Annotated in this window: 28 protein-coding genes and 1 pseudogene; 17 read left to right on the top strand and 12 right to left on the bottom strand. The window is 48.3% G+C overall.

Annotated features, from left to right (window positions below):
* Positions 1–5: 5 nt before the first annotated feature.
* Genes hflD through rluE form a run of 5 tightly spaced genes read right to left on the bottom strand, consistent with a single transcriptional unit; the run spans position 6 to position 3,287 of the window.
* Positions 6–635: a high frequency lysogenization protein HflD gene (gene hflD, locus F3J28_RS08755; RefSeq protein ID WP_166875059.1), complete on the bottom strand. Its 630-nt coding sequence runs from the start codon at positions 633–635 to the stop codon at positions 6–8.
* 22 nt (positions 636–657) lie between these two features.
* Positions 658–1,767, bottom strand: a complete 1,110-nt coding sequence (gene mnmA, locus F3J28_RS08750) for a tRNA 2-thiouridine(34) synthase MnmA (RefSeq protein ID WP_166875056.1) — start codon at positions 1,765–1,767, stop codon at positions 658–660.
* A gap of 53 nt (positions 1,768–1,820) precedes the next feature.
* Entirely contained in the window at positions 1,821–2,282 is a 462-nt protein-coding gene (locus F3J28_RS08745) for an NUDIX hydrolase (protein WP_166875053.1), read from the bottom strand.
* 13 nt (positions 2,283–2,295) lie between these two features.
* A complete protein-coding gene (locus F3J28_RS08740; RefSeq protein ID WP_166875050.1) occupies positions 2,296–2,625 on the bottom strand; it encodes a lysozyme inhibitor LprI family protein in 330 nt (109 codons plus the stop codon).
* Positions 2,622–3,287: a 23S rRNA pseudouridine(2457) synthase RluE gene (rluE, locus tag F3J28_RS08735; protein ID WP_166875047.1), complete on the bottom strand. Its 666-nt coding sequence runs from the start codon at positions 3,285–3,287 to the stop codon at positions 2,622–2,624. Before rluE ends, F3J28_RS08740 begins: the two co-directional genes overlap by 4 nt.
* 107 nt (positions 3,288–3,394) lie before the next feature.
* Here rluE and icd point away from each other — a divergent pair, with 107 nt between their 5' ends.
* The 7 genes from icd to F3J28_RS08700 all read left to right on the top strand — a co-directional run bounded on the left by icd (position 3,395) and on the right by F3J28_RS08700 (position 10,614).
* Entirely contained in the window at positions 3,395–4,645 is a 1,251-nt protein-coding gene (icd, locus tag F3J28_RS08730) for an NADP-dependent isocitrate dehydrogenase (RefSeq protein ID WP_166865332.1), read from the top strand.
* Positions 4,646–4,710: 65 nt separating this feature from the next.
* Entirely contained in the window at positions 4,711–5,577 is an 867-nt protein-coding gene (locus tag F3J28_RS08725; protein WP_166875044.1) for a carbon-nitrogen hydrolase family protein, read from the top strand.
* Positions 5,578–5,783: 206 nt separating this feature from the next.
* The gene (locus F3J28_RS08720; RefSeq protein ID WP_135762308.1) at positions 5,784–6,602 is read left to right on the top strand and encodes a DUF3800 domain-containing protein; all 819 of its coding nucleotides are present in this window, start codon (positions 5,784–5,786) and stop codon (positions 6,600–6,602) included.
* A gap of 401 nt (positions 6,603–7,003) precedes the next feature.
* Entirely contained in the window at positions 7,004–7,705 is a 702-nt protein-coding gene (locus F3J28_RS08715; protein WP_146108898.1) for a hypothetical protein, read from the top strand.
* A 122-nt stretch (positions 7,706–7,827) separates the two neighbouring features.
* Entirely contained in the window at positions 7,828–8,430 is a 603-nt protein-coding gene (locus F3J28_RS08710) for a site-specific integrase (protein ID WP_166875040.1), read from the top strand.
* A 269-nt stretch (positions 8,431–8,699) separates the two neighbouring features.
* Positions 8,700–9,811 (top strand): IS3 family transposase gene (locus tag F3J28_RS08705; RefSeq protein WP_166875037.1). Its coding sequence is split into 2 segments (ribosomal slippage): positions 8,700–8,961 and positions 8,961–9,811, totalling 1,113 coding nucleotides; the frame shifts between segments, so codons are not numbered across the junction.
* A 65-nt stretch (positions 9,812–9,876) separates the two neighbouring features.
* Positions 9,877–10,614, top strand: coding sequence for a hypothetical protein (locus F3J28_RS08700; protein WP_166875034.1), 738 nt, complete (start codon positions 9,877–9,879; stop codon positions 10,612–10,614).
* A 371-nt stretch (positions 10,615–10,985) separates the two neighbouring features.
* Here the strand turns inward: F3J28_RS08700 and F3J28_RS08695 are convergent, their stop codons facing one another.
* From F3J28_RS08695 to F3J28_RS08685, 3 genes are all read right to left on the bottom strand, one after another.
* Entirely contained in the window at positions 10,986–12,038 is a 1,053-nt protein-coding gene (locus F3J28_RS08695) for a hypothetical protein (RefSeq protein ID WP_286178064.1), read from the bottom strand.
* A 141-nt stretch (positions 12,039–12,179) separates the two neighbouring features.
* On the bottom strand, positions 12,180–13,550 hold the full coding sequence (locus tag F3J28_RS08690) for an FRG domain-containing protein (RefSeq protein WP_046449093.1): 1,371 nt from the start codon (positions 13,548–13,550) through the stop codon (positions 12,180–12,182).
* Positions 13,551–13,967: 417 nt separating this feature from the next.
* Complete coding sequence (locus F3J28_RS08685; protein WP_166875031.1) at positions 13,968–15,581, bottom strand: ABC-F family ATP-binding cassette domain-containing protein; 1,614 nt, start codon at positions 15,579–15,581, stop codon at positions 13,968–13,970.
* A 365-nt stretch (positions 15,582–15,946) separates the two neighbouring features.
* On the opposite strand from F3J28_RS08685, the gene F3J28_RS08680 reads away from it, so the two are divergent.
* Positions 15,947–16,156, top strand: coding sequence for a DUF6434 domain-containing protein (locus F3J28_RS08680; protein WP_166875028.1), 210 nt, complete (start codon positions 15,947–15,949; stop codon positions 16,154–16,156).
* A 78-nt stretch (positions 16,157–16,234) separates the two neighbouring features.
* Here F3J28_RS08680 and F3J28_RS22475 read toward each other — a convergent pair.
* A pseudogene (locus tag F3J28_RS22475) lies at positions 16,235–16,384 on the bottom strand (MFS transporter); the annotation flags it as partial.
* 154 nt (positions 16,385–16,538) lie between these two features.
* Between F3J28_RS22475 and F3J28_RS08670 the strand changes: the two are divergent.
* Positions 16,539–17,447, top strand: a complete 909-nt coding sequence (locus F3J28_RS08670) for a LysR family transcriptional regulator (protein ID WP_166875024.1) — start codon at positions 16,539–16,541, stop codon at positions 17,445–17,447.
* 92 nt (positions 17,448–17,539) lie between these two features.
* Here the strand turns inward: F3J28_RS08670 and F3J28_RS08665 are convergent, their stop codons facing one another.
* Positions 17,540–18,295, bottom strand: a complete 756-nt coding sequence (locus F3J28_RS08665) for a DeoR/GlpR family DNA-binding transcription regulator (protein WP_166875021.1) — start codon at positions 18,293–18,295, stop codon at positions 17,540–17,542.
* Between the two features lie 107 nt (positions 18,296–18,402).
* On the opposite strand from F3J28_RS08665, the gene F3J28_RS08660 reads away from it, so the two are divergent.
* Positions 18,403–18,987 carry an NUDIX hydrolase gene (locus F3J28_RS08660; protein ID WP_166875019.1) on the top strand — a complete coding sequence of 195 codons (585 nt, stop codon included), beginning with the start codon at positions 18,403–18,405 and terminating at the stop codon, positions 18,985–18,987.
* A gap of 10 nt (positions 18,988–18,997) precedes the next feature.
* Positions 18,998–19,357, top strand: coding sequence for a DUF4406 domain-containing protein (locus F3J28_RS08655; RefSeq protein ID WP_166875017.1), 360 nt, complete (start codon positions 18,998–19,000; stop codon positions 19,355–19,357).
* Between the two features lie 250 nt (positions 19,358–19,607).
* Here the strand turns inward: F3J28_RS08655 and F3J28_RS08650 are convergent, their stop codons facing one another.
* On the bottom strand, positions 19,608–19,853 hold the full coding sequence (locus F3J28_RS08650; RefSeq protein WP_166875014.1) for a DUF7661 family protein: 246 nt from the start codon (positions 19,851–19,853) through the stop codon (positions 19,608–19,610).
* 252 nt (positions 19,854–20,105) lie between these two features.
* On the opposite strand from F3J28_RS08650, the gene F3J28_RS08645 reads away from it, so the two are divergent.
* Positions 20,106–20,303: a hypothetical protein gene (locus F3J28_RS08645; RefSeq protein WP_008456727.1), complete on the top strand. Its 198-nt coding sequence runs from the start codon at positions 20,106–20,108 to the stop codon at positions 20,301–20,303.
* A gap of 141 nt (positions 20,304–20,444) precedes the next feature.
* On the top strand, positions 20,445–20,720 hold the full coding sequence (locus F3J28_RS08640) for a hypothetical protein (protein WP_166875011.1): 276 nt from the start codon (positions 20,445–20,447) through the stop codon (positions 20,718–20,720).
* A 54-nt stretch (positions 20,721–20,774) separates the two neighbouring features.
* Here F3J28_RS08640 and F3J28_RS08635 read toward each other — a convergent pair whose 3' ends face one another.
* Positions 20,775–21,071 carry a 7(1) septoil knot domain-containing protein gene (locus F3J28_RS08635; RefSeq protein WP_205247150.1) on the bottom strand — a complete coding sequence of 99 codons (297 nt, stop codon included), beginning with the start codon at positions 21,069–21,071 and terminating at the stop codon, positions 20,775–20,777.
* A 117-nt stretch (positions 21,072–21,188) separates the two neighbouring features.
* Here F3J28_RS08635 and fumD point away from each other — a divergent pair, with 117 nt between their 5' ends.
* The 4 genes from fumD to F3J28_RS08615 all read left to right on the top strand — a co-directional run bounded on the left by fumD (position 21,189) and on the right by F3J28_RS08615 (position 23,766).
* The gene (gene fumD, locus F3J28_RS08630; protein WP_039302094.1) at positions 21,189–21,404 is read left to right on the top strand and encodes a fumarate hydratase FumD; all 216 of its coding nucleotides are present in this window, start codon (positions 21,189–21,191) and stop codon (positions 21,402–21,404) included.
* A gap of 40 nt (positions 21,405–21,444) precedes the next feature.
* Positions 21,445–21,798, top strand: coding sequence for a DUF1304 domain-containing protein (locus F3J28_RS08625; protein ID WP_008456723.1), 354 nt, complete (start codon positions 21,445–21,447; stop codon positions 21,796–21,798).
* A 338-nt stretch (positions 21,799–22,136) separates the two neighbouring features.
* A complete protein-coding gene (locus tag F3J28_RS08620; RefSeq protein WP_166875005.1) occupies positions 22,137–22,295 on the top strand; it encodes a YqaE/Pmp3 family membrane protein in 159 nt (52 codons plus the stop codon).
* A 361-nt stretch (positions 22,296–22,656) separates the two neighbouring features.
* On the top strand, positions 22,657–23,766 hold the full coding sequence (locus tag F3J28_RS08615) for an SDR family oxidoreductase (protein ID WP_008456721.1): 1,110 nt from the start codon (positions 22,657–22,659) through the stop codon (positions 23,764–23,766).
* Positions 23,767–23,821: the final 55 nt, after the last annotated feature.

Genomic DNA, 23,821 nt, shown 5'->3' with positions numbered 1-23,821 from the left:
AGAGGTTAACAATGAGCAAGAATTTGTTTGGCCTGATCGGTCAGGCGACGACGAGAAAACATTAACTGCAGGCGGCCACCGCCAACCTGATGCCACAGCACCGCGGCACGGATCCCGGCCAGCAGCGCCGCGCGTACTTTACTTTGCACCTGCGGGCTTTGCAGCACGGCAGGGGAACCGGTGACCTGAATACGCGGGCCAAGCGGGCTGATGACATCCACGTAGATCCCGGCCATGGCGCTCAGTAGCGTGTCAGACTCGAGATCAAAGTGTTCCAGCTGGCGCTGCAGGCCATTAATTTTGCTGCCGAGCGTGTCCATCGCGCCTTTGGCAGCGTGGAGTTTACGCTCCAGCACCATCAGGCTGAGCGTATAGCGCGTCAGCTCGGCGCTCAGTCCCTGGCGGCTGCTGGCGTTTAGCACGCCCAGCAGAGTTTCAAGCCCGAGCTTAAGGTTAGCTTCGCTGCCGCCAAAAACATCCAGGGTTGAGCCTGGATTCTGGTCAATCACGCTGTTGAGCGAGACGTGGAGCGCGTCGCTGTCGCAATGACCCTGATGTGCCAACTGCTGAACCAGACGGGCTGACTGGCAAATGCCGGCCAGCGCGAGAGTAATGTCGTAGTAGTTTTTAGCCACCAGGCTGCGTCCTTGTGTGTAATTAACTGACGAGCGGCAAACGCTGCTCGATAATGCCGCCGCCGAGGCACACTTCGCCGAGGTAGAACACCGCGGACTGGCCTGGGGTGACGGCAGCCACCGGCTCTTCAAAACGCACTTCTATGCGCTCAGCGTCCAGCGGCGTAATCGTGCAGGGGATATCCGTCTGGCGGTAGCGGGTTTTCACCGTGCAGCTCAGCGGCGCGGTCAGCGGCTCGCGATCCACCCAGTGAAGCTGCTGGGCAATCAGCCCGACCGACATCAGACGCGGGTGATCGTGACCCTGCGCGACGATAAGAATATTGTTGGCGACGTCTTTATCGACCACGTACCACGGATCTTCAGACCCTTCTTTGGTGCCGCCGATGCCGAGGCCTTTACGCTGACCGAGAGTGTGATACATCAGCCCCTGGTGCTCGCCGACGGTTTCGCCGTCCACGGTAATAATTTTACCCGGCTGGGCTGGCAGATAGCGGCCCAGGAAGTCGCGGAACTTGCGCTCGCCGATGAAACAGATGCCGGTGGAATCTTTTTTCTTCGCGGTGACCAGATCCAGCTCTTCGGCAATGCGGCGCACTTCTGGTTTTTCCAGCTCGCCGACCGGGAACAGGCTTTGGGCAATCTGTTCGTGGCTCAGCGTATAGAGGAAGTAGCTCTGGTCTTTGTTACTATCCAGGCCGCGCAGCAGTTGGCTTTTACCGTTCACGTCAGCGCGGCGCACGTAGTGGCCGGTAGCAATGTAGTCGGCACCTAAATCTTCGGCGGCAAATTCCAGGAAGGCTTTAAATTTGATCTCTTTGTTGCAGAGGATATCCGGGTTTGGCGTGCGCCCGGCTTTGTACTCTTCGAGGAACAGTTCGAACACGTTGTCCCAGTACTCTGCGGCAAAGTTAACGGTGTGCAGTTCAATGCCCAGCTTGTCGCAAACGGCCTGCGCATCGGCTAAATCTTCCGCTGCGGTGCAGTACTCCTCGCCATCGTCTTCTTCCCAGTTCTTCATGAACAGGCCTTCCACCTTATAGCCCTGCTGCATCAGCAGGTAAGCGGAAACGGAGGAATCGACGCCGCCGGACATCCCGACGATCACTTTTTTCTGGCTGTTATCAGACATGGAGAGACTCACGACATTGAACTTCAAAGCGGCGTATTCTATCACGCAGGCCGCTACTTGACACCCTCTGTAAACGGCCAGTTAAAAGCCCCCAGCACCGACAGGGGATAACGCGGCTCCTGCTGGTAACAGCGGATGCTTTCCGCCACCAGCGGCGAGCGCAGATTTGCCGCATTGAGAATGGCTTCTGCATCGAGCCACAGGCAGCGGTCAATGTCGCTGTCGTGCGGGGTGGTCGGCAGCTGCTTATCGAGGTCGATAGCAAACAGGAAGCGCAGGAAAGGCGTGTTGTCCGGGGCGATCCACTGGTGCATGCGGATAAAGCTCTGCGGCTCGGCGGTAATCCCTGTTTCTTCCCACAGCTCACGCTTCGCGGCTTCAAGCAGCGTTTCGTCGGCTTCGAGATGCCCGGCGGGCTGGTTCCACAGTGCTTGGCCGTGAATGGTTTCTTCGACGACTAAAAACTGACCTTCGGCCTGAACAACGCAGGCCACGGTGACGTGCGGTTTAAACATCACTTCTCCTGGGTTAAAGCGGTTTGTCGATTTTGGCGTAAATGGCATCCAGCGCGCTGAGGCGCTTGTTGTACTGCGTGGTCAGGCACGCAACGTTCGCGCCGCAGGCCCGGCGGTCTTTAAGCCACGCCTGTTGCTGATCCTGCATGGTGCCCTGGCCACCCATGGCAAACAGCCCTTTTAACAGCCGGTATTCGGTGGCCATTTCAACGTCTTTATCATTCAGCGCCCGATTGGCACAAATCGCTTTTTCGTCTGGCGCGCTGGCTTTGGCGCAGTCAAAGCTTGCCGCGCCTGCGGTGGCGGAGCCGAGCAGTAAGCTCAGCAGCAGTATCTTTTTCATTTTGGTTGCTCCGGGGGGACTTCGCGCCACTCGCCGTTGGCCAGGCCTTCCAGCGTGTAGTCGCCCATGGCGTAGCGAATCAGGCGCAGGGTAGGGTAGCCCACGTGCGCCGTCATGCGGCGAACCTGGCGGTTACGGCCTTCATAAAGCGTGATCTTCAGCCAGCTGGTGGGGATCGCCTTACGTTCGCGAATCGGCGGGTTACGCGGCCACAGCCATTCTGGTTCGGCAACCAGTTCGGCGCCTGCCGGTAATGTGGGGCCGTCGTTCAGCTCGACGCCGTTGCGCAGGGCGTTAAGCGCTTCCTCCGTTGGCTCGCCTTCCACCTGCACGTAATAGATTTTGCCGGTGCGTTTGCCCGGCTGGGTCAGTTTCGCCTGCAATGCTCCGTCGTTGGTGAGCACCAGCAGCCCTTCGCTGTCGCGATCTAATCGCCCCGCGGCATAGATGCCTTGTAAAGGAATGTAATCCTTTAGTGTGCTGCGCCCTGCTTCGTCGGTGAACTGCGGCAGCACATCGTAGGGCTTATTGAAGATAACCAGCTTCTTTGGACCGTCAGGCTTCTTGCGCCTGGCGACTTGTGGGTTGCTGAATCGTTTAACTTGGTGATTCCTAAAAGAAGTTTTGTTCATAGTGTTTTCAGCGCGGGTGGATTGACGCATTATAACGGAAAACATGAGTGATTGGCGCGAGCCCGATATTGCAGTAGTATGAGCCCGCAAATTACAAATCATTAACAAAAAACCAGAAGCGCTCGAAGGAGAGGTGAATGGAAAGCAAAGTAGTCGTTCCGGCGGAAGGTAAAAAGATCACCCTGCAAAATGGCAAAATCAACGTTCCTCACAACCCGGTGATCCCGTTCATTGAAGGGGACGGTATCGGTGTGGACGTAACTCCTGCCATGATTAAAGTGGTGGATGCTGCCGTGGCAAAAGCCTACAACGGCGAGCGGAAAATTTCCTGGATGGAAATCTACACCGGCGAAAAATCTACCCAAGTTTATGGCCAGGACGTCTGGCTGCCAGAAGAAACTCTGGACCTGATTCGCGACTACCGCGTGGCCATCAAAGGCCCACTGACTACCCCAGTCGGCGGCGGTATTCGCTCCCTGAACGTTGCCCTGCGTCAGCAGCTGGACCTGTACGTTTGCCTGCGCCCGGTACGTTACTACCAGGGCACCCCAAGCCCGGTGAAACAGCCTGAGCTGACCGACATGGTTATCTTCCGTGAGAACTCCGAAGATATCTATGCGGGTATCGAGTGGAAAGCGGACAGCGCTGAAGCGGACAAAGTTATCAAGTTCCTGCGTGACGAAATGGGCGTGAAGAAAATTCGCTTCCCTGAGCACTGCGGTATCGGCATCAAGCCTTGCTCCGAAGAAGGCACCAAACGCCTGGTACGTGCGGCCATCGAATACGCGATCACCAACGACCGTGATTCCGTGACCCTGGTGCACAAAGGCAACATCATGAAGTTCACCGAAGGCGCGTTCAAAGACTGGGGCTACCAGCTGGCTCGTGAAGAGTTCGGCGGTGAGCTGATCGACGGCGGCCCGTGGGTGAAAATCAAGAACCCGAACACCGGCAAAGAGATCGTTGTTAAAGACGTGATCGCCGATGCGTTCCTGCAGCAGATCCTGCTGCGCCCTGCAGAATACGACGTGATCGCCTGTATGAACCTGAACGGCGACTACATTTCTGATGCCCTGGCGGCACAGGTTGGCGGCATCGGTATCGCCCCGGGCGCAAACATCGGTGACGACTGCGCGCTGTTCGAAGCGACCCACGGTACCGCACCTAAGTACGCAGGCCAGGACAAAGTGAACCCAGGCTCCATCATTCTGTCCGCAGAAATGATGCTGCGTCATATGGAATGGTTCGAAGCAGCTGACCTGATCGTTAAGGGTATGGAAGGCGCTATCGAAGCTAAGACCGTAACCTATGACTTCGAGCGTCTGATGGATGGCGCTAAGCTGCTGAAATGTTCAGAGTTTGGCGACGCTATCATTAAACACATGTAATCAGCGCCGCTGGTGATGTGACAACGGGAACCTCAGGGTTCCCGTTTTTTATTGTTCGGTTTTGGATGATGGTTACCACCCCTGCGCCAAAAGAACATTGGGGCTGCCTGAATATGAGGCAAGGTGTTTGTTTTAAGATTTTAGCCGATGATTGTAAAAAAATTGCGGGGATAAGTATGAACGGTATTCGGGAAAGGTTAAGCATTGCCGCGGGACAGTTTGCTCCGGTTCGCGGCAATATTGAAGAGAATATGCGCTGTCACGAATTGCTGATTACTTTGGCCGCCTCGGCAGATGTAAACCTGATCATTTTTCCGGAGCTTTCTTTAACGGGTTATGAGCCTGAGTTAGCTGAAAAATTGGCTCTCACCGATGAGTCCTGCCTCCAGCCGCTTCAGGCATTGGCCGACCGCCATGAGATGACCATTGTGGCGGGGGCACCTTTGTATGTGCAGGATAATAAACCGGCTATTGGCGCATGTGTCATTTCTGCCGGGCAGCCAATTTCTTATTATCGAAAAATGTATCTTCATCCCGGAGAGTCTGATTACTTTTCATCCGGCAAAGCGGCGTGTGTTATTACGGCCCGCACGTTTAACATCGGCTTGGCTATATGCGCGGACGCCGGGCAGCCGAGGCATGTAGAACAAACGGTGCAGATAGGCGCTGAGATTTATATTAATTCAGTTTTGAGCGCAGGCGGCTATGAGAAAGATACCGATGTGCTTAAAAACTACGCAAAATATTACGCAATGCCTACGCTAATGGCCAATTACTGTGGCACCTCAGGCGGTTGGAAGCCAGTCGGGAAAAGCGCCGCATGGAATGCAAAAGGTGAACTTATCGCTCAGGCGCCAGAGGATCGTGCCGCCCTGGTCATTATGGATTTAAAGGACGGCGAGTGCGCCGGGAGAGTGATTTGCCTCAGCTAAGAGCAATATATTTATTGTGGTTTTATAGCGTGAAGGATTCACGTCCGCTCTGTGCCAACAGCGGACGTTGCTAACATTATGTCATTTCCAGGTATGAGGAGCAGGTCAAATATCCAACATTTAATCTTGTGGATTTTTTATCATTTTAGAGAGAGTATATGTTTCAGTTATATGTTTAATAATCACACTCTATATTAGGGGAATAAATGCATATCGCAATTGATGATACATATGGTACTGCTGGAAATGGTAATTCAGTCTACGTTACTAAAAATAGAAGGACGCATGTGGCTGTAATTGTCGATGATGAATTTGTAAATCCATTGAGGAAGAGCATTATAGATTACTTGCAAGAATTAAATGTAAACCTAGGAATTAAAGCTAAGGAGTTTCATTTCACAGATATTTATAACAGGCAACGCGACTGGAAATGTTTAACTACTAACGACTCAATAACCAACATGCTAATATTTCAACGCTTTGCAGTCTTTGCTGTAAAATTTAATATTAAATTTGTAATACAGACTGTTGACGATAGGACTATTAAAGATCATGGTGGTAAATTAATAAACCTGAATCTTCCTGGTTTCGATACAAATAAATTTGAAGACTTATCTTTGTTGATGCTATTACTAAAATTAAGAATGAGGTGCAAAAACCATCCAGAGAACGTAATTTTATTTATGGATGAAGGGAGGGAACGTGCCAAGACTCCTTTTGCTGAGGAGATTTTCTCCGGTGTCGTTGCTAGTTACAATGGTATGTATGAGTCTTCAGACTCAGAGCCATTGCTACAACTTGCTGATTTTATTGCATTTTGCATTAATCGCTCAACACATCTACAAGTTAAAGAGCCACGAACTACGTTTGACAATGATTTTCTGTGTTTCATGCAATTCATTCATTTTTTAGATCCTGATGAGAATGAGATGCGTAGAGCAATAATGACGAAAAAGGCTAAAACAATTCATACTGACTTAATACACTGGCTTGATAGGGTTGATAAAGGAATGAAAAAACCTTAGGTCCCTGTGCGTTATTCATTAATATAGGCGAAGATGTAAGTGATGGCTCAATCAGTGATTAGCACAATTATGAATTTCCTCTTTTCTAATAACAGCCTTGGATAAAGATTGGTGGCTACTAAATGTCTGAATCGGAAGTGATTTTCAAGTTGAGCCCAGAAGCCCAGAAGCCCAGAAGCCCAGAAGCCCAGAAGCCCAGAAGCCCAGAAGCCCAGAAGCCCAGAAGCCCATATGTAGTTGTGTAAGTTCTAATCTTGACAAATTTATCCACAAAGGCGAATATGGGTTTAGACCTATCGTCTAATTTGGCAAGACACCATTTTCTGAATGGGATCCCGGTTCAATTCCGGGTAGGTAAAGAGCATTCGCAGAGTGCTTTTTACCTACCTCGAGGTCAACTAATGCAAGAATCTGATAGGAACAACGTCTTTGCTGCTCAAACAAAAAATGTAAGAGCACTTGAGCAAGCATGGAAACACATCAATAAGTCTATCAACGCTGCATATTCTTGTGGCGACATTTCTTCAGCTGAGATACATACAAAGTTATTAGCTCAAGTTTATTGCGCTTACGCTGAAGCCGTGTTTTCAAAAGTCATTCATACTCCTAATGGTCTGAGTATCAATGACATTAATCAAATTAAAATGAAAGGTAAGAAAAATATCGTAGAGGCATGGAAAAAATGCGTCGAACTTTCCTTTAAAAAAGTACAAGGGAAAAATAGTAGCCATGTCCCAAATGCAAAACTGAAAATTAATGAACTCATAGATGCTTATGTTTTTGACCCAAGCTTGCTACGAAATAAGATTGCCCACGGTCAATGGATTGTTGCATTGAATACAAATAATACGAATGTCAATGCAGAGCTGACTTCTAAAATTCAAGGCATATCGGTGATAGACCTTTATCAAAAAAAAGCCGCTTTCCAAAGCTTGTCTTGCATACTTGAAGACATAATTAAGTCTCCGAACAAAGCCCACCACCGCGATTATTGGCTCCATATTACGCAGTTTGAGAAATCACAACATGATATGGCATCATGGACAATTGAGAATAAAATATCTGCTTTAAGAGCTAAAAAATTACATGCTAAGAGAAGATAAGTTTCATAATTCGAAATGTTTTGACAATGGGACTTTCTGTCTGAGTTTGGGCTATTAACGTCCTCTTATCGCTCATAAGGGACAACCATACTCAAATCTCCCACATTGCAGGAGATTTGAGTATGAACACGTCACCGTGGAACAAAGACCGTATCATCGGCCAAAAAAGACCACTTCAGATATCGCATATCTGGGGGATCCGAATCCGGCTTGAACTGGAAGGTAAAACGCGCGATTTAGCTCTGTTCAATATGGCCCTGGACAGTAAGCTTCGAGGCTGTGATCTGGTCAAACTCAAAGTATCTGATGTGGCATATGGTAACTCGGTTTCAAGCAGAGCTACGGTGCTGCAACAGAAAACCGGTAGCCCTGTGCAATTTGAGATAACCAAAGGGACAAGAGAAGCTGTTGCTGCATTGATAAAGCTTGGCAATTTGCACAGTAAAGACTTCTTGTTCCGGTCTCGGGTCGGAACTAACCAGCACATATCAACACGTCAATACAACCGGATCTTTCATGGGTGGGTAGAAAAGCTTGGTCTCGAAGATTCGCTTTACAGCACTCATTCCATGAGAAGAACAAAACCTTACCTGATCTACAAGAAAACCAAGAATCTTCGGGTGATCCAACTTCTGTTGGGCCATAAGAAGCTGGAAAGCACAGTCCGTTATCTGGGCATTGAAGTAGATGATGCGTTAGAGATCTCAGAATCGATTGAAGTCTAAGGTTGTCAGGGCTGCAACAGCAGCCCTGTGCCAGAAGCAGAAGTTGCTAGCATTCGGATGCTATAGGATATAAATGGTTATGCCGTTGCTTACGTATGCCCTTTACTCTGAGAGTTTATTTACGCAATATAGCGACCATTAGCTACCAATTTATTCATTTCAGGAGCGGGTGAACGTGTCTAACTGGAGATGTAAGTATCCCTGCAAAACGGCCCATTCACTTTTAGAGATCTTCCGACATACTGATTATGTCCCCTGAGGAGATCGCTATGCGTAAGATCCGATTCACCGAGCACCAGATTATCGCCGTCCTGAAGTCCGTCGAAGCGGGCAGGACCGTCAAAGATGTGTGTCGTGAGGCCGCTATTTCCGAAGCCAGCTACTACAACTGGAAGGCGAAATATGGCGGGATGGAAGCTGCTGATATCAAAAAAATTAAAGACCTTGAGGACGAAAATCGTCGTCTGAAGCAGATGTTTGCCGATCTCAGCCTTGAATGTCGGGCACTGAAAGACGTTATCGAAAAAAAGCTTTAAAACCAGCGATAAAGCGGGAGCTCGTCAGCTATCTGACGGCACAGTTTGCCATGAGCATCCGCCAGGCGTGCAGGACATTATCGCTGAGCAGGACGGTGTATTTTTATCAGCCCGATACCCGGCGTGATGAACCGGTGATCCTTGCGTTGACTGAACTGGCAGAACGCTATCCGCGATACGGTTTTAAGAAGCTGTTTCAGGTGCTGCGCAGGCAGGGTAACGCCTGGAATCATAAGCGTGTTCACCGGATTTACTGCGTACTGAAGCTGAATTTTCGCCGCAAAGGCAAGCAGCGTCTGCCGGTACGAAACCCTGCGCCACTGGCAAGCCCTGAGGCACTTAATCAGAGCTGGTCCATCGATTTTATGCACGACGCGCTGGTGTGTGGCAGACGCTTCCGTACCTTCAATGTGGTGGACGATTTTAACCGGGAAGCGCTGGCGATAGAAATTGACCTGAATATCCCGGCCCAGCGTGTAGTCCGGGTACTGGACAGGATAGTAGCAAACCGCGGATATCCACTGAAGATGCGAATGGATAACGGGCCAGAACTGGTGTCGCTGGCGCTGGCACAATGGGCGGAAGAACACGGGGTGATGCTGGAGTTTATCAGGCCGGGTAAACCGACGCAGAATGCCTTTATCGAACGGTTTAACCGAACGTACCGGACAGAAATCCTGGATTTTTATCTCTTCAGGACCCTGAATGAAGCTCGGGAAATCACTGAGCGATGGCTGGCTGAATATAACAGTGAGCGGCCCCATGAATCCCTGAATAACCTGACGCCAGAAGAGTACCGGCTGATGGCTGAAAACCCGGAAATCTCAAAAAGTGCGTGGAACTAAAACGGGTGTGCTTACAGAGAGATTCAAATTTTTTTATAGTAACGTCGTCTTGTGCGGCTGGTTTTTTGGCTGCCGCAACTATTGCTTTTACATATGTTATCCCTCTGTATCAGAAACAAAATGAGAATACAATTAGTGAATTAAACGCAAAAATAATTGAGCAAAATAAATTTCATAAGAAGGAGATTGATTCACTAAAAAATACAATTGATAAGCAACAAAAGAACTTTAGTGCCTTACATTTAAACAATGAGAGCCTTGCTGCTGAAAATAATGATTATAAAAATCGGTTATTAACACTTTCAACTTTATCCACTTTTCAGCATGGGCAGCCACTACCTATGGGTTTCTCAAGTATTTTGCCAGGGATGAGACTTAGTGATGTCACAAAGAAATATAATAAAGACATGCTAGATATTGATCCTCAAGGTGATGCTATTACCGTTAAAGTTGAAACTGGCGGCATTGAAGATATTATATATTCTACGGGATTAGATAACTTTCCTGATATTATCACATCTATACTGGTAAGCAAATACAGTATAGAAAACTCATATAATGGTGAACGTGTAGATGAGGATGAAAATAAACAGTCATTATTAATTTTATTACAGGAGATTTTAGGGCAAACGGAAGAATGTAGTGCTGGCGAGTATTTTTGGAATATTGGTGATTATAGATATGTATATTACAATGCTAAAATTCCATATTTTTATCGTATATTCTTTGCCGGTGTATATGCGCCGGGTACTTCATCAAAATGTTTGAAATTGATTGATTCATTATTTATCAAAGATAAATAAATGCGACAGACTATTTCAACGTCCGCTCTTCGCTCAAAGCTGTCCTTGAGCCTAACCTACGATAGCTTCGTGCCAGAAGCGGACATTACTAAGATAGTAACGTATCAAACGGTGGGACAAGTCATGCCAAGTGCGGAAGTGGCTAACAACCATCTGTGTTGTTCAACGGGGAACAGGTCATTCCATTGACCCGATCATTTATGTTGCGCTTACGCTTAGGTGATAAAAAGCCGCCTATGCCCGTCTATCTTTGGGGATCCGCAATGAAGTTGATTGTGAGGTTATTAGGCTAGGTCTTCTCATTTATAAGTTGTTGAAGTAGCAACGAATTAGCGAGCGACTTATCCCGATTAAATGTCTCACTATTACTCTTAATCGGTAAATTCATAGTTTGGCTGCATTGAGAAACGCCACAGAGGCAGGCCTCCCCCTTTGTAATCATCAGGGATGGTTACCGTGAAAAGTCTGACATTCTGCCGGGTGTCAACTGACCTGACTTGGCTGTCGTGCACAGTCTGCTCGTTAAAAGCCGACGTGACCAGCGAACTCAGCGTGCCTATAAAGTCGAAACCCTGTCTTTTGTAATTTTCGTCGTCTTCCGGGGAAAATGTGTATCGGATGCTCTCAAGCTGACCATCAGTGAATATTGCCTCCGAACCGGGGCAGAGCCACTCTCCGTAGCGCATCAGATGAAACGCCGTGTTCATTTCAAATTTATCCGTTACTTCTCTGTCATTGCAGTAAATTTTAATCCCGCCAATTGTAAAATGGGCGATGCCCTCGGGACTAACTGAAACTTCTTTGGTCCGGTCGGGGATAAGCTCAAAAACCAGATCGGGCTCTGTTGCTATCGATAGGTCGCCCAGCAGGTACATCTCACTTTTTGCGAGCGCCGAGGCCGGCGTCAAGATATGTTCACGCTCTAGCTCCTTCATTGAGGAGCGTGCAACCAGCGCCCACCGGCGCAGCATCCTGATGTAGATGGCGTAATAAACTGGAATACCATGGAGCTCACCGTAATTTTCAACCTTATCACTGTACGATTTCTTCAGGCGATAATCGTCAGTCACGTCATCCGCGTTAAAGTTTTTTACTTCCACAAAGATCTGACGGCGATCCTTCAGTATAATGCGGTAGTCAGGTGCCACCAGATCGGGATCGGCTGACATCATGTCTCCGGCGTCTTCCTGTTTAAGAAACTGGCAGTGGTTCAGTGCGGCGCAAACGTGTTTAAATAGGTTTTCTATTCTTTTCCCGTTCAGCAGAATTGGATTCTGATGGGAAGCGATTAATGACGTGGTGACCTTTTGTATAAAGTCATCTTGGTGCTCGGGGTTTTTAATATCGTAATTATAGATCTGGCCCAACGAGGAAAAAAGCTCAAAGGGTTCAAATCGTTCGGGATTCCTCTTGATTCTTTCCATTAATGACTCCGCAGCTAATAAATACAACGAAATGAGATCACTTGTTTCTCTGAAGTTACCTGAAAACTGCATTCTGCACGGCGATTAAAGCGGCTATGGGTCCATGCTGGCACACAGCCGTGCCGTGCGACTAGAGCGCTATCAGATTCGTCCATCGTATAGTTTTGCAATTTCCGTAGCCGCCTTCTCAATACCGGGGTACACCGTGCTTTCGTTAATGCCAAGGCGGCTCAGTTGCTGCATCAGATGCTCTTTGTTTCTAATAACAAGCTTTTTGATGTTCAGCGTACTGAGTCCCGTTTCCGGTAGGTCTACGTTTTCACCAAAGAGCAGGAAAGCGCCTGATTGGGACGAAATACGTGCGTTACTGAGCCGACCTTTGACCACAACAATTTTACTTAGATGGGCCGGATCGATGATGCTTTTGAAATAGGACTTTTCATCGCGGATCAGGTGTAGTAGTTGTCCGCACTCTTCAGATTCGTTAAACGCCGGAATGGTGAGATTAGTTTTCAGGCTGCTTTTGAAGCGAGAGGGAAGACGGGAAAGATTGGCTATGCAACTTACGGTATCCGAGTCGAAAAACTTAATTTCACTTTTGGGCGTCGTCAGAATAATGACGTTCCCGTCAATTTCATGATTATTTTCATCGTGCTTGATTTTAGAACAGGCAAAATATAGTGCGATCAAGGGGTTTGTTGATACATCAAGCAGGCGTGTGGGTAGGCCATAGTGTTGCATGCGCACGAGTTTATCTAGCATATACCGATCGTCTTTGAACTCGGCGGGCTGCACGGTCAGCAGCTCTGTTATCATGTCCGATTCGTGATGGCGGTAGCGATAGTTACCCTGAGTATCCTTGCGGAACAGTGAGGGTTCCAGTTGGTAGCTGATGTCCGAGTGACCGCGGTAAAATACCTCTTCATCGTTTCCCTGTGTATGATCGAGTATCACCTGCAAGTATTGATTGATATCCGCAATGATCTCTAGTTCTTCATTATTCTCCGGTGCTTCCGCACTCGCTGCTGCGGGCTCAACATTAGAATAGCCTTCAAGGCCTAAAACACGCAGAATCTCATTTACGGCAATCTCTTTGACCGCCCAGAACGTTCTGTTTAGTCCGAAACTACCCAACTCCAGCTCACTTACGTACTCTTTATCGCTGGTTAAGGGCTTGTAGCCGATATCACTGGTAATTTCATAATCAAACGCTAAAACTTTTTCTCTGTTATACACGGACGTACTTATCTTGCTGATTTTTCCTAAGCGGATGTGGCTGAAATAACCTATTTTTTCATTATCTTCATCGAATTCAATTTCCGGCTCGGACATAAATACAACGGGCAGTTCCTGAAGAAAATGATAGGTTTTTTCAGTCAGGGGAAGCAATCTGCTTCTGAGAGACTCTGGCGTGGATTCGAAGAGTCGTGACACTGGGAAAGAGTCATGGCCGCTGGGTTCAGAAAAAAAAGTGTAGTAGTTGGGGTTTCCGACAACGATAAGATTCAGCATACTTGCGATCCTCGCATAAGTTAAGTTTCGCTCTCATCATGCCAGACTTGATAATTATTTAAACATCAGCACTGCTGTTTATATTTCACACCTTTTTGATCCGAAACAACACTGCCATCGGTAAGCCTGGATGATACATTCTGAAAATTCATCAGAAAAATTTACATCACGCTTTACTCCTGACGTATATCAGCACTAGCGTGCCATTGCGCACGCGCTAGCTATTTAGTAGCGCGTTTCGCCGGAAAGAGATTCGGTAGTCAATGACTATATTTCGCTCACACCGGACCTTCAGCTTTATCAGCTCTTCCGCCAAGTGCCAGAAGCAGATATTGCTCACTTCTGCTTATGCGGCCTGAATCGGTATTTCACTGCATCTTGTTTGAAATTGCATGAGCCATAAGATCATTCAACCTGCTAACAGGGGGATAATTCCCAACCCTTATCCCCCGCAACCAGCCAGTGTGTTAGCTCAATCTGGCTGAGAAACACCTCATCGTGTGACACCACCATCAGGGTACCCTGATACTGATTAAGGAAAGATTCCAGCGTATGCAGGGATACAATATCCAGATGATTACTCGGTTCATCGAGCAATAAAAAGCTGGCGGGCGAGTCAGCATAAATTAGCATTGCCAGCGCAGCTTTAAGTTGTTCCCCGCCGCTAAGTTCGCCGCAGGGTAATGACACACGAGATGCATCCAGTCCAAGCTGGGCAAGTTGCATACGCAGTTGGGATTCCCCCACCTGAGAGTTCACCGCCAGAAGTTGCTCAAGTGCCGTTTTTTGCCGATCCAGAATGGACATCTGCTGGTCAAGATAAGCCGTTTTAGCCCAGACCTCACGGTGACCAGACACCGGTGGCAACAGACCCGCTAAAGTTTTTAATAATGTTGATTTACCGCACCCGTTGGAACCGACAACACCTATCCGTTGCCCGCCGTTAATGGTCAGCGTTATCTCGCGAAAAGAGGCAGGAACAAAAGGTAAAACGACCTCGTCAAGTGTGGCGACCTTCTGCGGTAATGCCCCGAATGTAGAGGTGATGTGCATGGCGATGTGCGTAGATACCTCAATTTGTATTATGGCTTGCTGCACCTGCTGGCTGAGCAACGCCCGCGCCTGGGTTTGCTGCTTTATCCGTTTTCCTGCTGAAGTCTCACTCCGGCCTTTTTGACGGCCCAGCAATATTTTTGCCTGATTCGCATTCTTACCCTGCCGGGTACCCCGGGATCCGCGTTTTTCAAGTCGTTCGCGTTGTTCACGCAGCACCTGCTCTTCGTGCTTACGCTCGGTTTTGAGGCGTTCCAGGTTTTGCGTGGCGGAGGCAGTCTCCTGCGCTTTCATTTGCTGGTAAAAATCATAGTTGCCGCCGTAGCTGCGTAAACCGAGCGACGATAGTTCGACCATTCGCTCCATCTGCTGCAGCAACTTCCGGTCATGACTGATGAGCAAAAGACCACGGGGCCATTGTTGCAACTGCCGCATCAGCGTCAGTCGGCTGGCGGCATCCAGATGGTTGGTAGGCTCATCAAGGATAAGAAAATCTGCCTCAGATAGCATCGCGCCGGTCAGTGCTACCCGCATGGCTTCTCCGCCACTCAGCTGGTTGACCGCTGAACCCGGCGAAAGGTAACCCAATCCCGCGGACTCTAACTGCGCCTGCAGCCGCTGGCGAAGGTCCCAATTATCACCCACAAGGTCAAAATCAGCCGGATCGGTGCTACCTGCTTCAATGCGATCTAGCGCGGCTAACTGGCTGTCGACTCCCGCAAGCATCGCCACGCTATGATAATGGTGCGGGGTCAGATGCTGCGCCAGATATTTGACACGACCTGAGCAACTACACTGGCCGGAAGTCGGCGCCACCTGGCCTGAAAGAATTTTAGCCAGCAGGCTTTTACCCACGCCATTTCTACCGATCAGAGCAGTATGTCGGTGGTCAAATTGTTCAGTGAGATCTGAGAAAAGGCGTTTGCCATCAGGCAATACAAAAGAAACGCGATCGAGCGTAAGAATAGAATTCGTCATGCGATAACCCTGAAATTAATGCACCAAAACAGCCCCCGAAGGAAACTGCATAAAGGCCGTCAAAGATGACGGTGGGCATTAATTGCGCATTGGACGAATACCTCTAAAGAGACGTGAAAGTGGGCCGATTATAAAATTGCCAATTTCCGTCTGTCAAATTACATCCAGCGATCAGCCCACGGTATTAGATGCAACGGGCAGTGAGCAATGTCGGTTTGTTAAACCTGACACCACAGATGTAGATGCCGTGGATGTTAATGATGTTGACGCCTCTTACGAGGCACGGTGCGTCTCTGGCGCAGTATTTCAGCGCCAATGTGCTAAGTTTAACGCCACTATCGGTTGCTTATTACAGGAGTAAGCAAGTGAACATCGACTGGCACAGTGCGGTATTAACACGCTCGACGGTAGTGGATAAAAACTACAAAAATACACAAAACGTTCGGCGCTTCATGATGGGTGAGTGCGGGCCGCGCTTTCGATTTGATCGTGAATTTATAGCGTGGATACGAAATGATCTCCCCAAAAATTTGGGTGATGTCGTTGATGAGTGGAAGCGCAGACATTCATTCTAGAGAAGGAACGCCCGCGTTTCACATTGCGGAGTCCCTCAGGTTCACGCCCGTCCGCATCGCACGTAATCAGCCGCTAATCTAATCGCTAAGAAGGCGCTCAGCATGAATCGTCCGTTTAGCCAGTTTCTTTTGCAGAATAATAACGAAAATAGGGGACCCTGATGCGGAAATGGCACATAGCACCAGCAACATGTTCATATTCTGTGGCGCTATTTCATCAGTGGGTAAGCGCTATCCGCATAAGGGATTTATCGTTAAATATCTGTGTAACCGGTGGCATAGCAGGCACCTGTGAGTGAAAGATGCCTGAGTTTAACGGCTATCAATACAGGTAATTAGGTGGTAAAAATGGCACTTATTATTATCATTTATGGGATAGTTGATGCGTCCGGCGCTTGATTTTAATACCCTGAAAGTGTTCATTGCCGTGGTTGAAAAAGAAAGTTTTGTTGGGGCATCAAAAGTGCTTGAGATGCCGACATCCAACGTGAGTCGCTGTATCTCTCAGTTAGAAGAAAAACTGAATCTGCAGCTCATTGAGCGCAGCACCCGGCATATGAAACTCACCCAGGCGGGGCACCTGCTTTATACCCGGGCGAAGCCCTTAGTGGAGGCGATCGAGCAAACAGAAACAGAATTAACGCTACGGCAGATGCAACTCAAAGGCCCATTGCGCCTTTGTATTCCTAATGAACTGGGGCCTGCATTGCTCGGGTCTGTTATTGCTGATTTCGCCTGCCGGCACCCGGACCTGGAAATCAGCTGTGTCACAAATTTGTCCGGGTTTGAATCTCTGCGCGACGATCTGGATTTAGCGATCATTGTTAGCCGCGGCAAGTTGGATGACAGTGACTACATTGCCCGCCACCTGTTGACTATCCCTTGTACGGTTGTTGCGGCCCCGGCCCTCATTCAGCGCTATGGTACGCCCGATCGCATACAGCAATTTGAAGAATTACCCTGTATTACAACGGTCAGTGCGCTGAAAGGCGCGCCCTGGCAGTTCGTCAATAAAAAGGGAGGATTCGAGATTATCAGGGTGAAAGGTCATTATCGGGTCAACAGCGGAGAGATGGCAGGGCGAGCGGCGGTAGCAGGTGTCGGGTTTGCCATTCTGGCGAAGCAGGCCTGCCAGCCCTGGATTGACGATGGCCGGTTAATCGAAATTGAGTTCGAACACTCGGCAGCCCCATTACAGTTGTTCGCCCTTTATTCCGATCGGCGCTATTTGCCCGGTAAAATAAGAGCGCTGATTGATTTCATGCATCAGGAATTGAGTCGTACATCCTGAGTAACAGAGGCTCGCTCCTGGCTCATAGCCGCAGTTTGTTTTATGCTGCGGGTAGGTTTACTGCATCCAGCGCAAACCCGTAGGGAAAGGCATTACGCTTTCAAAACCGTGATGCCTCTTGTTTCCATACTGTTTACCCAGCTTTCATCGGTTTCACTGTCAATCACGACCGTGTTGATTAACCCTATATCACCAATAACGAACGATGAGGCGGTGTTAATCTTTTCCGGTGACGCGAGCACAACTGTTTCTGCGGCTCTGCCGGAAAATGCACGTTTTATGCATGCTTCTTCGTAATCCCCCGTGGTTAACCCCGCTTCGGGGTGAATGCCTGTCGCGCCCATGAAGAAAATATCCGCGTGAATGTTGCTGATGCCTTCAATTGCCGCCGCCCCGACGGTGACAATGGAGTGCTTGTAGAGTCGGCCGCCAATCAAAATTACTTCAATGAAGGGTTTATCTACCAGGCCTAAAGCGACGCTGGGGCTGTGGGTTACCACCGTGATGCGCAGGTCATCGGGGAGGCAGGCAATAAGCTCTGATGTAGTCGTTCCTCCGTCAATCATCACCACCTGGCCTGCAGAAATCAGTTCGGCTCCCTTTCTGGCAATCTTAACTTTAGCACTAGTTTTTAATGATTTACGTTCGGAAAAAGTGGCCACCGCTGAGGAGGAAGGCAACGCGCCGCCGTGAACGCGTTGTAAGTGGCCTTCTGCGGCAAGCTCGCGCAGGTCTCTCCGGATAGTGTCCTCTGAGATGCTAAATCGGCGACTCAGATTTTTTGAGAGAACCTGACCTTCGGCCTGAAGTTGCTCCAGAATGAGCTGTTTACGTTGGTTAGCGAGCATAGGCTAGTCCTTTCGAGTGCATGATCATACATGTTACTGCACGATTGATCTTGAATTGGCACGATAATGCTGTTTATGATGCAAATCCTACGTAAACAGGAGTAAACATGCAACCAAAACGTGCAGAAGTACGGATCGTCAATGACAGGATCTTGTCCGATGACTGGTATTCGCTAAAAAAATATACCTTTGATATTCAACGCAGAAACGGGGACTGGCAGCGACTAAGCCGCGAAGTTTACGATCGGGGCAATGGGGCTACCATCCTGCTTTATAACCGTGACAGGAAAACCGTTATCTTAACGCGTCAGTTTCGTTTTCCGGTCTTTATGAACGGCCACGGTGGTTATCTGATCGAAACTGCCGCTGGGTTGCTCGACAATATGGACCCAGAAAACCGCATAAAAGCGGAAGTTGAAGAAGAAACTGGCTTTCGCGTTTCCAGCGTACAGAAGGTTTTCGAGGCTTACATGAGCCCTGGCTCGGTAACGGAGAAACTCTATTTTTACATCGCTGAATATGATGCTGATAACAAGGCTGGCGCGGGCGGCGGAATAGAAGCTGAAGGTGAAGATATCGAAGTGCTAGAGCTGACCATGGATGCCGCTCTTAGCGCCGTTGAAAGTGGCCTTATCGTCGATGGTAAAACCATTATGTTGCTTTATCACGTTGCTCTGAAAAGTATTCTGTGAGGTTCTCAGCATGAAACTACTCATTCTTATCGCCGGCCCCTACCGCAGCGGTACTGACGGGAAACAAGATCTTATCGAGGCCAATCTCGCCCGGCTGGAAAATGCCGCGTTAACGGTATACCAACGGGGGCACATTCCCGTCATTGGCGAATGGCTGGCTCTGCCCCTGGCAAAGGCCGCAGGTTCTAAAGCTATCGATGATGAAATTGCGGAATCTATGTTTTACCCGGTTGCGCATAGGCTGATCGCAAAATGTGATGCCATCTATCGCATTGAAGGAAACTCTAAAGGGGCCGATATGGATATCGAGGTTGCACGCAAGCATGGGCTGGCTGTCTATTTCTGCCTGGAAGATATCCCGCAGGCATGATTTTGGCGTTCAGTTGCCTGCCAGTGTGCAGGCAACTGGCGGCGTCTTCAATGAAATGAACAGTATATTTAATCATGAAAACAGCATTTGCTCTTAAACATACTTGAGCGGTGAATCATCTGTGGCCGGGAATAAACGTTAATTCAGGTTCCGATACAAATCGCTTTAGTTTTGAACCCGTTATATTTTCTCTGAGCCTGATTAATATTTGCTAATCCTTCTGCTTATGAATTTGGATATTTTTATAGGGTTAAATCTTGCCTGAAGACGATTCTCCGGCATTAATTAAACGGACATCCGGATGTTTTTCACTCGCCGCTTCATGGTAAATATCTCCGAGCCAGGCGGGGAGTTCTTCTTCCGTTAGCCATGCCGGGATAACCACATCATAAATCCGGGAATATTTACCCTCGTTAGGATCAACGCGATAAAGCAGCCATTGTTCACTGACTTTCTTTACGCCCAAACGCCTACCAAAGACATCAAAGTGCAGCATACTTTCCCCTGGGGTGCCCCTATATTTATTAATGATAATCGCTACCGGGCATGTTGAACAGGCCAGTATTTAGGTGGCATTTTTCCTCTTGTAAAATTCAGACATAAAAAATCCGCGAAATGTTACAGAGTTGTATCAATGAGTTATTTGCCGACGTCGCAAAAGGGCGGGGGATTAGGAAAAGATCCCAGTTTTGTCTGAGTTCTCTTGTGCTAGTTTAGAAAGACAGGGAATTTCATTTATGGAGTGAGTATGGACAAGGACAAGCACGTCTCCGAGGAGCTTCATCCTGAAACGCTGCAGGTTATCGGGGCGGCTGTCGTGCAACTGCTGGCGCGTAAAGAGGCGCTATCGCGGGAGTCGATAGCCGACATGATACATAAGCTGTATGCCAGTGGTCTGGATGACGTAGCGGTGCAGAGGGCGGTTGATGTCCTGATCCTGGGGTAAACGTGTGTTCAGGGCCGTCTAATAGTACGCTATTTTTATACTGCTTTGGCCAATAATCTTCAGTTATAAACTGATTGTCTTCAAGTGACATGAAGATGTTAAAATTGCAGTTGATTATCATTATCATAAAAGGGATTGTTTATGAATAAGACACTTATCATCTGCGCTATGTTGTTTACCACTCACGTTTATGCCGCGAATAAGCCTGCTTCGGAGCTCGTCTGGACCGAGGCGGAACAAGACCCGGGCTGCTACGGGAATGTGTGTGTGAGTAACGAAGAAAAGAAACCTCAAAATATGTACGGCAGGCTTGATAAAGGTGACCAAAAGCTGCTGTCCGATCCTTATTCTAAATACGATCGCGATAACAGCAACAGTACCGCCCGGGCTGGCGTGACGTTTAAATGGGATGATTAACATCAAGGCGCTGAGAGGCGCCTTTTTTGATTGTGGCAAGTACTACGCGCGTATTTACGGTGGCCCTGGGAAAGCATCAACATATTTAATGGTGAAGTCAGGGAACGAATCCACTATCTGAATTTTATAATCCGGGAAAGAATCGACTATTTGCCATTGCCCTGGGGAATCTGCGAAGGCGTCAACTTTCTGAACATCCAGGTCTTCAAAAGCATCGACAACCTGCACTTTATAGTCTGGAAACGAATCGACAATTTGGATTTTGCCGTAAATTTGTGAGACATCCACAGCCAATACCGCGGAGGAAGAAAGTGCGGCCGCGGTCACCAAAATCAGTCCTGATAATCTCATCTCTGGCATCCTGGTTTATTATTTATCAGTGGATAGCATAGCCGTTTTTCTCCTCTCAGGTTATAAATTCATGACTTAAATGCTACTGTAAGATCAAACAGATAAGCCGGAGGCGAGATGGATAAAAAAGCAAAAGATGACCTGTTGTATCAGGAGATGTGCCGCGTGGTGGGTAAGGTAGTGCTGGAGATGCGCGATCTTGGGCAGGAACCTAAACATATCGTGATTGCCGGGGTGGTCAGAACCATGCTGGCTAACCATAAAATCAAACGTTCCCCGCTGACCAGCGAAGCGATGGAACACGTGATCGAGGCGCTGGGCTATGAAGTGTAGCCGGTGCCTGGCGACAAAATAACCCTTTCAGGAATTGCCTATGATTGCCAATATTCTTATCGGCCTGGTGGCCGTGATTCACCTTTATATTCTGGTGCTGGAAATGGTGCTTTGGGATAAACCGGCGGGGCGAAAGGCTTTTGGGTTGTCTTCTGAGTTTGCTCAACAGTCGAAAACTCTGGCAGCCAATCAGGGGTTGTACAACGGTTTTTTAGCAGCGGGATTGCTTTATGGACTTCTGGCGGCAAGCAGCGGCTATGAATTTAAACTGTTTTTCCTTATTTGCGTTCTGGTTGCTGGTTTATTTGGTGGTTTAACAGCCAGTAAAAAAATACTTTATGTGCAGGCAGCGCCTGCGGCATTGGCATTGATTGCATTATTCGCAGGAATATAATCGAAAAAACCCGGCAAACGCCGGGTCACCATAAGGCTATCATCATTAATATAATTGGTGAACGACCGGATCGTTTTTTGAGTGGTTCCGGCCCCTCCAGTGGAGGAGAAATATAGGCATATTTCGATAGCGGAATGAGGGTTCATCAAGCTACCGAAGGCAAGAAATTATCCTGAGTTGTTATGGTTGGCAAGTGCCGCATGATATTTTTTTCAACATTGAGTTATGAAACTAAATTTTCCAGAATTATCACTCTGAACAAACCTCTGAGATTCGTCTACGCTTTAAGGGCAAGGTGTTTTTTTAGTATGGACTAATCTAATTTATCAGGAGTTTATATGGGGTTTTGGCGAGTTGTTTTAACAATTATCCTGCCACCGTTGGGTGTGCTTATCGGCAAAGGTTTTGGCTGGGCCTTCATCCTCAATATCTTCCTCACCCTGCTGGGCTACTTCCCCGGCCTGATTCACGCGTTCTGGGTTCAGACCCGGGATTGACCTGTTGGGCCATTGCTGCGACGCCTGCGCCCGAGAAAAAATGACTGCTTTGGCAACTCACCTCCAGCCCACTGTTGTGGGCTTTTTATTTCCTGTAAATTAAAAAGAGTTCCTGATTACCCAGAAATAACGGTTCTGTTTATCGTTTATTAAGGTTTTCTTAATATTACCGACATCAATAAATAGTCAAAATAATTGCGCCTGAAATTAATTTTTTATTTTTATTTTTCTTTTAAAACAAGGATGTACAAACCGTTACACGAAAGTACTGGGCATTATGTAAAGGTAATCCGCTTTATTGAGGAAACGTTTATTTTTGCCATTTTACTATGCTCGTGTTTTCACTCCTGAGGTTATAATAATGAGTCAACTTTTGATTACCGGTGCGACAGGTTTCCTGGGCGGCGCGGTTTTAGCCCGATCCCTCTCTGAATCTTCTTTCAATACCGTATTACTATTGGTACGAGCGAACTCTCCTCAGGAGGGCGTGGCCAGAATCAGAAATAACCTTGCTAATTTTGGCTGTACTGAAGCACAGCTGGCACAAATTAACCCGGAAAATATATTACTGGGTGACTTAGCCGAGCCTGAACATTTTCTGGATGATGAAAGACTGTCCAGCGTCACGCACGTTATTAACTGCGCCGCGGTGGCATCGTTTGGCGAGAATGCGCTGATCTGGAAAGTTAACGTGGAAGGCACGCTGCAGTTTGCTCGCCGCATGTCCCAGGTTAAGGGCCTGCAGCGTTTCCTGCACGTCGGCACCGCAATGTCCTGTGTACCGGATGCGGGCACGCTGGTAACGGAAAGCATGTCGAGCAAGCCGGAAGAAGAGCACCTGGTGCAGTACACCTGGTCTAAGTCCACCATCGAACGCATGATGTCCGAGCAGTTCCCGCAGCTGCCGCTGGTTATCGCTCGTCCATCCATCGTGGTGGGCCACAGCGAGCAGGGCTGCCGCCCGTCCAGCAGCATCTTCTGGGTCTTCCGCATGGTGCTGATGCTCGGGAAATTTATGTGTTCCCTGGATGACAAAATCGACGTTATTCCGGTGGACTATTGCGCAGAAGCGCTGCTGCTGCTGGCGAAGAGCGACTCTCTGAAAGAGAAGATCTACCACATCTCCGCCGGGGACGTGAGCAGCATCCGCTTTGCTGACATCGATGAAGCGATGTCCAGCGCGCTGAACCAGACGCCAATCTTCTCCAATTATGAGCAGGTGGATTACAGCGAACTGGTGAAAAGCCGCAGAAGCTTCAAATCCATTTACGGGCCGTGCAATGAGCGCTTAATGCTGCGTGCGATGCGTCTGTACGGGGAGTTCTCTATGCTGAACGTGCGTTTCTCTAACGAGAAGCTGCTGGATTTAGGCATGTCTCCGCCGCCGCGTTTTGTGGATTACATCAGCCGTTGCGTGGAAACCACCCGGGATTATTCGATTCCCGAGCTGATGAAGGTCGACTTCAAATAATAAAAAAGGGAGCGCAGGCTCCCTTTTCAGTTTTTGAATTCAATTAAAGGGAGCT

The sequence above is a fragment of the Enterobacter sp. Ap-1006 genome (genome assembly GCF_011752835.1).
In the GTDB taxonomy this organism is placed as follows: Bacteria; Pseudomonadota; Gammaproteobacteria; order Enterobacterales; family Enterobacteriaceae; genus Cedecea.
Note: the sequence above shows the minus strand (reverse complement) of the source record. Positions and strands in the feature narration are given on the sequence as shown.

Coding starts and splice junctions, on each gene's coding strand:
- F3J28_RS08710 (WP_166875040.1), top strand. CDS start 7,828: ATGAACACGTCACCGTGGAACAAAGACCGTATCATCGGCCAAAAAAGA.
- F3J28_RS08695 (WP_286178064.1), bottom strand. CDS start 12,038: ATGGAAAGAATCAAGAGGAATCCCGAACGATTTGAACCCTTTGAGCTT.
- F3J28_RS08645 (WP_008456727.1), top strand. CDS start 20,106: ATGGACAAGGACAAGCACGTCTCCGAGGAGCTTCATCCTGAAACGCTG.
- F3J28_RS08740 (WP_166875050.1), bottom strand. CDS start 2,625: ATGAAAAAGATACTGCTGCTGAGCTTACTGCTCGGCTCCGCCACCGCA.
- F3J28_RS08655 (WP_166875017.1), top strand. CDS start 18,998: ATGAAACTACTCATTCTTATCGCCGGCCCCTACCGCAGCGGTACTGAC.
- icd (WP_166865332.1), top strand. CDS start 3,395: ATGGAAAGCAAAGTAGTCGTTCCGGCGGAAGGTAAAAAGATCACCCTG.
- rluE (WP_166875047.1), bottom strand. CDS start 3,287: ATGCGTCAATCCACCCGCGCTGAAAACACTATGAACAAAACTTCTTTT.
- fumD (WP_039302094.1), top strand. CDS start 21,189: ATGGATAAAAAAGCAAAAGATGACCTGTTGTATCAGGAGATGTGCCGC.
- F3J28_RS08615 (WP_008456721.1), top strand. CDS start 22,657: ATGAGTCAACTTTTGATTACCGGTGCGACAGGTTTCCTGGGCGGCGCG.
- F3J28_RS08715 (WP_146108898.1), top strand. CDS start 7,004: ATGCAAGAATCTGATAGGAACAACGTCTTTGCTGCTCAAACAAAAAAT.
- F3J28_RS08720 (WP_135762308.1), top strand. CDS start 5,784: ATGCATATCGCAATTGATGATACATATGGTACTGCTGGAAATGGTAAT.
- F3J28_RS08670 (WP_166875024.1), top strand. CDS start 16,539: ATGCGTCCGGCGCTTGATTTTAATACCCTGAAAGTGTTCATTGCCGTG.
- F3J28_RS08635 (WP_205247150.1), bottom strand. CDS start 21,071: ATGAGATTATCAGGACTGATTTTGGTGACCGCGGCCGCACTTTCTTCC.
- F3J28_RS08620 (WP_166875005.1), top strand. CDS start 22,137: ATGGGGTTTTGGCGAGTTGTTTTAACAATTATCCTGCCACCGTTGGGT.
- F3J28_RS08625 (WP_008456723.1), top strand. CDS start 21,445: ATGATTGCCAATATTCTTATCGGCCTGGTGGCCGTGATTCACCTTTAT.
- F3J28_RS08660 (WP_166875019.1), top strand. CDS start 18,403: ATGCAACCAAAACGTGCAGAAGTACGGATCGTCAATGACAGGATCTTG.
- F3J28_RS08685 (WP_166875031.1), bottom strand. CDS start 15,581: ATGACGAATTCTATTCTTACGCTCGATCGCGTTTCTTTTGTATTGCCT.
- F3J28_RS08640 (WP_166875011.1), top strand. CDS start 20,445: ATGAATAAGACACTTATCATCTGCGCTATGTTGTTTACCACTCACGTT.
- F3J28_RS08690 (WP_046449093.1), bottom strand. CDS start 13,550: ATGCTGAATCTTATCGTTGTCGGAAACCCCAACTACTACACTTTTTTT.
- F3J28_RS08650 (WP_166875014.1), bottom strand. CDS start 19,853: ATGCTGCACTTTGATGTCTTTGGTAGGCGTTTGGGCGTAAAGAAAGTC.
- F3J28_RS08745 (WP_166875053.1), bottom strand. CDS start 2,282: ATGTTTAAACCGCACGTCACCGTGGCCTGCGTTGTTCAGGCCGAAGGT.
- mnmA (WP_166875056.1), bottom strand. CDS start 1,767: ATGTCTGATAACAGCCAGAAAAAAGTGATCGTCGGGATGTCCGGCGGC.
- F3J28_RS08725 (WP_166875044.1), top strand. CDS start 4,711: ATGATGGTTACCACCCCTGCGCCAAAAGAACATTGGGGCTGCCTGAAT.
- F3J28_RS08665 (WP_166875021.1), bottom strand. CDS start 18,295: ATGCTCGCTAACCAACGTAAACAGCTCATTCTGGAGCAACTTCAGGCC.